This window comes from Nostoc sp. KVJ20, from assembly GCF_001712795.1.
GTDB lineage: Bacteria > Cyanobacteriota > Cyanobacteriia > Cyanobacteriales > Nostocaceae > Nostoc.
Window position 1 is genome coordinate 21931 of sequence record NZ_KV757707.1, and the last position, 8258, is coordinate 30188.

An 8258-nucleotide genomic window follows, 5' to 3' on the forward strand; every position below is an offset into this window, starting at 1 on the left:
TGTGTGTTGAGAGGGGATTGGGAATTAGGGACTGGGGACTGGGGACTGGGGACGAAGTAAGGGAGCAGGGAGAAAAGTTTTCTCATCAGCAAGAGTAGCACCCCGCCCCTCAGCTTCTTTTCAATGCCCATTCCCCAATCCCTAATCCCCAATCCCTAATCCCCAGTCGTTACATCTGTAAATGGTGGTGTTAATGAGGATTGATACTTTACTCAGAGTTTACAAAAGAAAATCAATACGCGTTTTACCCTTAATACTCAGCTTGATACTGGTTTTGTTTATCGGAAGCCGCGCTGTGGCTGTACCAACAAAATCCACAGAGATATTATGGGATACATACGGTGTACCGCATATTTACGGTAAAGATGACCAGAGTGCATTTTATGCCTTTGGTTGGGCACAAATGCAAAGTCATGGAGATTTACTTTTGCGTCTCTATGGTCAAGCACGAGGACGCGCGGCGGAATATTGGGGAGAGGAATACCTGGAATCAGATCGTTGGGTACAAACTGCGGGAGTACCAGAACGTGCTCGTTCTTGGTACAAGGCACAGAGTCCAACTTTTCGTAGTTATCTCGATGCTTTTGCTACTGGGATCAATGCTTATGCAAAACAAAATCCTAACTTAATTGATGATCAAGTTGAGGTGGTGCTACCAGTCAAGGCAGAAGATGTCATGGCTCACTTACATCGGGTACTCAATTTCACCTTTGTGGTCAATCCTGAGCAAGTATTAGGTCTGAGCAAAGAAAAGTTGCAAGCAGGATCTAATGGTTGGGCGATCGCACCAAGTCATTCTGCCGATGGGAATGCAATGTTGCTAGCGAACCCACATCTACCTTGGTCAGATTTATTTTTGTGGTATGAAGCCCAAATCACCGCTCCAGGAATAGATGCTTATGGAGCAACACTTGTAGGTATTCCCGTATTAGCGATCGCATTCAATAACAACTTAGGTTGGACTCACACTGTTAATACTTATGATGGTTGGGATATTTATGAACTCACACTGGCCGGGAATGGATACCGGTTTGATGACAAAGTTCGTAACTTTCAGACAAAAACCCTCTCCTTGAAGGTGAAGCAGAAAGATGGCTCCTTACAAGAGCAACCATTAGTAGTGAAAAGTTCTGTCCACGGGCCTATAGTAGCCGAGAAAAATGGTAAAGCCATAGCGCTAAGAGTTGCAGGTCTTGATCGACCAGGTGTACTCCAGCAGTGGTGGGATATGGCACGAGCAAAAAACCTTAACCAGTTTGAAAAAACGCTCCAGCGCTTGCAATTGCCAATGTTTACGGTGATGTATGCGGATCGAGAAGGGCATATTATGCACCTATTCAACGGTCAAGTTCCAGTGCGTTCTAGTGGTGATTTTAAATATTGGGAAGGCATAATCCCAGGAAATACATCTAAAACCTTGTGGACAAAAATTCATCCTTACCAAGATTTACCGCGCATAGTTGATCCGAAGAGTGGCTGGTTGCAAAATACAAATGACCCACCTTGGACAACTACATTTCCAACCGCCATTAAAGCAGATAATTACCCGCCTTACATGGCACCTCGTTTCATGGGTTTCCGCTCCCAACGTTCTGTAAGGATGTTGGCTGAGGATGACAAAATCTCTTTTGATGAAATGGTTGCATACAAGCACTCTACCCGTATGGAACTAGCTGATCGGATTTTGGATGATTTAATTCCGGCTGCACGCAAGTACGGTCAGGACTTAGGGCAAAAAGCAGCAAATGTTTTAGAAGCCTGGGATCGGCAAGCTGATGCAGATAGTCGCGGAGCAGTATTATTTGCCTTTTGGGTTCAACAACTGGACTGGGATAAGACATTTAGTAAACCCTGGAATGAAAATTCTCCACGCACTACACCCGATGGTTTAGCTAATCCTGAAAGTGCAGTTGCAACTCTGCAAGCAGCCGCAGCAGAGGTAGAAAAGACTTATGGGGCAATTGATGTACCGTGGGGCCAGGTTTTTCGGCTACGGTTGGGTGATGTGGATTTGCCTGGTAATGGTGGGGATGATAGCCTGGGAATTTTTCGGGTACTGAATTCTGCTCCTGGAGCAAACGGTCAGTTCCAAGCATTTGGAGGTGATTCCTATGTGGCTGCAATTGAATTTTCCAACCCTGTACGGGCAATGGCACTCACCAGCTATGGTAATGCAACTCAACCCGGATCGCCGCACATTAGCGACCAGTTACAGATGTTCGCCAACAAAAAGTTGCGGACTGTGTGGCGCGATCGCTCAGATATTCTTGCCCATCTAGAAGAACGTAAAATATTCTAAGGTGAATGGCACGAAGATAAGCTCAAAATCCTGTGTTGCCTCTGCTCAAGCCACTAGAGGCGGAGCCTCTCAGGATTGGTTCCCAGCCTCCAGGCTGGGAACCAGCCAGGGCAAGGGCTGGTGCTAATTACAATTAAACAACCACAAAATTGTTTTTGGTTAGCGACAATCCAGCAGATAATTGTGCAAATTTTACCTGAGCAAATCCACCCGCACTACCATCTTGGTCAAAGTACAGTGAACCTGTAATATTGTCATAGATAAATCGTTGATTGCTTGTCGTTGCAGACGTTCCAAGGGTAAACTGACTAGCCGAAAGTGAAGGTATTGATAACCCACCACCAAAACCAGTAGCCGATACCTGAATCAGTTCATTAGTAGCGTTGAAGTCATAAAGACGATCAACACCTTGCTTGTAACTATTGAAGGCAAATGTATCAATACCATCTCCTCCATAGAGGGTGTCATTGCCAAAACCACCTGTGAGGTAGTCATTTCCAGAACCACCATTAAGAGTGTTATTGCCTAATGCACCGTAAGCGGAGAGAGTATCATTGCCATCACCCCCAAACAGGAGGTTCTTGCCTGTTGAGTAATCAACAATTAACTTATCGTCACCAGCACCACCCTTAAGGGTGTTATTGCCTGATGCTCTGCGATAAACTCCTTCGCCGTCGTTGCCGTCTTTATCATATTGGTAACCAGAGGCGGATAGATAATCATTGCCACTGTCTCCAGAGAGCAGATTGTTGCCTGATGAATAGTCAACATTCAAGTTATCGTCACCAGCACCACCGTTAAGGGTGTTATTGCCAGTGGTGTTATAAAAAGATCCTCCGAAGCCGTAACCATAACTAGAGCCGGAGAGAGTATCGTTGCCATCGCCACCAGAGAGCAGATTAGCACCTCGTGAATAGTTAACATTCAAGTAATCTTTACCAGCACCACCGTTGAGGGTGTTATTACCACTGGTATTATCAAACCTGTAGCCCTCGAACTCAGAGGCAAAGAGAGAATCATTGCCATCCCCACCAGAAAGCAGGTTATTCCCTGTTGAAATATTAGCACTCAAGTAATCGTCACCAGCACCACCGTTGAGGGTGTTATTACCACTGGCAAGATTGACGGAAAGATTATCTTTGTCATCGCCACCATCCAGTAAATTATCGCCTGTTGAAAAGAAAGCACTTAAGCTATCGTTACCAGCGCCACCCTTAAGGGTGTTATTACCAGACACTTCAGGATCGTAGTAGCCACCAGAGACGGAGAGATAATCATTGCCATTGCCACCATCCAGTAGGTTATCGCCTGCTGAACCGTCAGCACTCAAGCTATCATTACCAGCGCCACCTTTAAGGGTGTTATTACCAGACACCACATCGCCATAGTAGTCACCTAATGCCGAGAGAGTATCATTGCCATCACCACCAGAGAGCAGGTTATTGCCTGGTGAAGAGTCAACATTTAAATTATCGTTACCACTACCACCGTCGAGAGAGTCATTCCCTCTACCACCAAAAAGGGTATCATTCCCCGTACCACCAATGAGAGAATCATTACCATCGCCCCCAGAAAGCAGGTTATTGCCTGTTGAACCGCTAGCATTTAAGGTATCGTTACCAGCACCGCCGTTGAGGGTGTTCTTGCCAGATGAGCGAGAGTCGTATGTAGAGGAGAGGTTGCGGGGTTCATACGGGTCTTCGTAGGGAGTGTATTTGTAGTAGCCAGAGATGGAGAGAGAATCATTACCATCACCCCCAGAAAGCAGGTTGTCGCCTGTTGAACCGCTAGCATTTAAAGTATCGTTACCAGCACCACCGTTGAGGGTGTTCTTGCCAGATGAGCGAGAGTCATCATTAAAGTAGATGTTTCCTTCGTAGTAGCCAGAGATGGAGAGAGAATCATTGCCATCACCCCCAGAAAGCAGGTTATTGCCTGTTGAACCGCTAGCATTTAAAGTATCGTTACCAGCACCACCGTTGAGGGTGTTCTTGCCAGACGAGCGAAAGTCATACCCATCTGGGTAGTTGACTTCCACGTAGCCAGAAACGGAGAGAGAATCATTGCCATCGCCTCCAGAGAGCAAATTATCCCCTGTTGAACTGTTAGCACTCAAGTTATCGTCACCAGTACCACCAAGGAGAGTATTATTGCCTTCACCACCAAGGAGGGTATCATTCCCCGCACCACCTCTCAAAAGGTCGTTGCCACTTTTACCGTCGATTTTGTCATTACCCCCCTGACCATTGATGACATCATTGGAGTCGTCTAAACCTGTAATATTGTTGGAGAGGTCATTGAGGAATGTGACTGTGTTTTTGTTGAACAGGCTAGTTTGAGTGGAATTGGCATCAAAGACATCAAAACTGTCGGTGATGCTAGTTTGCCCATCAAACAGGATATTGCCAATAGCTGGTCTTGTACCAGAAGCATTCAGATTTTCTAAGTTTTCTAATTTGAAGTTGTTGAGGAGAACTTTGGCACCATCCACCCCTTCAAAGGTGATTTCTAGATTGCTGCCATTCTGCGTAAGCAGTAGATTTCGGGCACTCAAACCAGCACCTTGGAATTTGATGGTATCCACTTCGGCAATGACTGCTGCTGTTGGATTTGTTCCTTTACCAATGCCACCAAAATCGGTGATGGTATCAGTACCGTCACCCAAGTTATAAACAAATTTATCCTTGCCACCGCCACCAGTCAGGATATCATTACCCTTCTTGGCTGTGATTATATCGTTACCTGGTTTACCGTTAATTGTATCCGCGCCGTTACTGCCCAGTAGAGCATCATTACCGTTAGTTCCAATGATATTTGCCATAACTTTTACCTTCCTAAATCAGTTTTTTCAGTAATTTTTAGTTCTCAGCCCTGAATTAGTGCGTTTCAAAACACAAGAATTCGCCGAGAATTGACGCTTTCGGAATAATTTGATGTCATCCTTGAAGGACGCTAATTTTTCTCGAAAATCCACTCTGTTGACTAGCTTGCAAGTGACACTTATCAAAGTTTCACAAGCTGTACAAAGTCATGACCATGTAGATGAACTCAAATAGGTTGTTTCAGTTGTCAGTCTTTTTAGAACCATCCTTGATAGAATAGTCGCAGCGATGATTCCCAACTTAGGCATCGCTGAAAAACGTCGTCAAATCAAGCTTAAATGCCTGAAACTCACACAACACCTTGACAGAACTAGTCCTACTGTCTTGGAAATAGAGAACAGTTAACTATATATTGATAGGGAAAGGGATTTTTATACCCTTGTTGTGGGCTATTGCCTGTAAACGTTTTGCTTAAAAATAGAGAACATCTAAATAACCTGATACTAACTAAATACTGAATATTTACTTAGATGTCTATAGCTAAAGAACTATCTTTGCATACTCTTTATATTATATGCCGAGAAATGTATGTGCTAGTAGTGTGTTCTTCACATTTTGAAAATTGATGGTCAAGAACTTACAGACAGCAGCAGTCACAAATAAGTTTGAGCGAAGGCTTTCAAGGCAGCTAACTTTGAGAATGCTCGAAGGATTGATCAGAAAAATACATATTTTCCTTCTTATTTGCGATGATTGAAGATCAAGCGATGCCTAGGTCGGGCTACGCCTACGCATGGCAATATATTGTATCTAAGCAAGAATTGTTAGAGGTTACTAAAGTTACAAACGCAGACATAATCGAAGCTAGCTAAGAATACTTACAACCATCCGTACTCAAGCAATGCCAAAAATAATACATGGCGTTGCATATTTGCGGGATGATTTTGCTAGTTTTGTGGGATGGGCCGAAAAACCACTGGTGTCAACTTAANNCCCTTGATTCAGCAACGCCTACCTAATACATATTGTCCTTTTTGAAGGCTGCGATACCTGGATTCGTCTACAGCTAAACTATGATCATATATCTTAAAATGCCTGTGCAATAATCGCGATCGCTTACCAAAATTACAAACGCAGAGATGATCAGATTTAGCCAAGAACACTTGCAAACCATCCGCAGCCATGCCGAAAGCACTTACCCAGATGAGTGCTGTGGTATAATTCTGGGCTATTTGGTTAATGAGGGCAAAACTGTAGTAGAAGTCATGCCAACAGAAAATGCTTGGAATACCGAAGCGGTTGCTGAGTTTCCAGGGGAACACACCACAGAAAGTAAAAGACGGCAATATACGATCGCACCCGAAGTTATGCTAAAAACACAAAAGGAAGCACGCGATCGCTCACTGAATATCATCGGCATTTTCCACTCCCATCCAGATCACCCTGCTATCCCTTCAGAATGCGATCGCCTATATGCTTGGCAAGGATACTCGTATATAATAGTTTCCGTCCAAAACGGTAAAGCTGGAGAACTTCAAAGCTGGAGCCTTGATGATACTCATCAGTTCCAAGCAGAGGAAATTGAAAATATAATTTAACTGTTTAGTTTAAAGACATTCACTCGTAACGGTTTTAGCCGCTACCACGGATGAAAATTCATCTTCCCCACTAGACATCTCCATAACAGATACAGTTTTTCGATAGGATAATATTCCGCTCTCCCAGATCATAACTGCTATGCTCAACCCCAATCTGGATGAAATCCAGTTGACCAAAGACGATTACGAACGCTACTCCCGACACCTGATTTTACCGGAAGTGGGACTAGAAGGACAGAAACGCCTGAAAGCCGCCAGTGTATTGTGTATCGGTACAGGTGGACTAGGTTCACCACTACTTTTATATCTGGCGGCGGCGGGTATTGGACGCATCGGGATTGTCGATTTCGATGTTGTCGATACTTCTAATCTGCAACGCCAAGTAATCCACGGGACATCTTGGGTGGGTAAACCCAAAATTGAATCGGCAAAAAACCGCATTCACGAGATTAACCCCTATTGTCAGGTTGATTTATACGAAACTCGCCTGACTTCTGAAAACGCTCTGGAAATCCTTCAACCTTACGATATCGTGGTGGATGGTACTGATAACTTCCCCACCAGATATCTAGTTAACGACGCTTGCGTATTGCTGAATAAGCCCAACGTCTACGGTTCAATTTTACGCTTTGAAGGGCAAGCTACTGTATTTAACTACGAAGGTGGGCCGAATTATCGTGACCTTTTCCCAGAACCACCACCACCAGGAATGGTTCCTTCTTGTGCAGAGGGTGGCGTATTGGGAATTTTGCCAGGAATTATTGGTTTAATTCAAGCAACCGAAGCTGTCAAAATTGTTCTGGGACAAGGTAACACTCTCAATGGACGATTGTTGTTATACAACGCCTTAGATATGAAATTTAGGGAGTTGAAACTGCGTCCTAACCCGATTCGCCCAGTGATTGAAAAGCTGGTAGACTACGAAGAATTCTGCGGAATTCCACAAGCTAAGGCAGAGGAGGCAAAACAGCAGATGGAAAGTCAAGAAATAACCGTTAAGGATTTGAAGGAATTGCTGGATAGTGGTGCAAAAGATTTTGTACTGCTGGATGTCCGCAACCCCAATGAGTACGAAATTGCCAAGATTCCTGGTTCAGTGTTGATCCCCTTACCAGACATTGAAAATGGAAATGGCGTTGCGAAGGTGAAGGAAATATTGAACGGGCACCGCTTAATCGCTCATTGTAAGATGGGCGGGCGATCGGCAAAAGCCCTCGCCATCCTCAAGGAAGCCGGGATTGCCGGGACGAATGTCAAAGGCGGAATTACCGCTTGGAGTCGAGAAATCGATCCCTCAGTTCCAGAGTATTAAAAAGAGNNGCAGGAGGCAGGAGGAATACTAGCCTCTGTTTTCTGCCTTGAGCAGAGCGAGTTTGCGGTTTAAGTCCCCACTTCCCATCTCCTAATGATCTTTATTGGAATTAAAAGTTAAAAATTAAAAATTATTCTATTTTTAATTAATTAATTTTGCTATAGAGCTAACAATAGATAGATAGCCTAGTGTTAGCGAGACCACCTACTTCTGCAAAGAAGCAAGCT

Annotated in this window: 5 protein-coding genes; 4 read left to right on the forward strand and 1 reads right to left on the reverse strand. The window is 44.3% G+C overall.

Annotated elements, in window-relative coordinates; genetic code table 11:
* The first annotated feature begins 193 nt into the window (after positions 1-193).
* Positions 194-2299, forward strand: a complete 2106-nt coding sequence (locus A4S05_RS30605) for an acylase (protein WP_069073539.1) — start codon at positions 194-196, stop codon at positions 2297-2299.
* 133 nt (positions 2300-2432) lie between these two features.
* On the opposite strand, the gene A4S05_RS30610 is transcribed toward A4S05_RS30605, so the two are convergent.
* Positions 2433-5111 (reverse strand): beta strand repeat-containing protein, encoded by a 2679-nt coding sequence (locus A4S05_RS30610; RefSeq protein WP_370684502.1) that lies wholly within the window; start codon positions 5109-5111, stop codon positions 2433-2435.
* Positions 5112-5232: 121 nt separating this feature from the next.
* Here A4S05_RS30610 and A4S05_RS43785 point away from each other — a divergent pair, with 121 nt between their 5' ends.
* The 3 genes from A4S05_RS43785 to moeB all read left to right on the forward strand — a co-directional run bounded on the left by A4S05_RS43785 (position 5233) and on the right by moeB (position 8031).
* A complete protein-coding gene (locus A4S05_RS43785; RefSeq protein ID WP_256091275.1) occupies positions 5233-5355 on the forward strand; it encodes a hypothetical protein in 123 nt (40 codons plus the stop codon).
* Positions 5356-6260: 905 nt separating this feature from the next.
* Positions 6261-6719, forward strand: coding sequence for a M67 family metallopeptidase (locus A4S05_RS30615; RefSeq protein WP_069073541.1), 459 nt, complete (start codon positions 6261-6263; stop codon positions 6717-6719).
* A gap of 139 nt (positions 6720-6858) precedes the next feature.
* Entirely contained in the window at positions 6859-8031 is a 1173-nt protein-coding gene (moeB, locus tag A4S05_RS30620) for a molybdopterin-synthase adenylyltransferase MoeB (protein WP_069073542.1), read from the forward strand.
* Positions 8032-8258: the final 227 nt, after the last annotated feature.

Bases quoted from the DNA above. Each gene is read 5' to 3' on its own strand.
- A4S05_RS43785 (WP_256091275.1), top strand. From the start codon at position 5,233: ATGTCATCCTTGAAGGACGCTAATTTTTCTCGAAAATCCACTCTGTTG.
- A4S05_RS30615 (WP_069073541.1), top strand. From the start codon at position 6,261: ATGATCAGATTTAGCCAAGAACACTTGCAAACCATCCGCAGCCATGCC.
- moeB (WP_069073542.1), top strand. From the start codon at position 6,859: ATGCTCAACCCCAATCTGGATGAAATCCAGTTGACCAAAGACGATTAC.
- A4S05_RS30605 (WP_069073539.1), top strand. From the start codon at position 194: ATGAGGATTGATACTTTACTCAGAGTTTACAAAAGAAAATCAATACGC.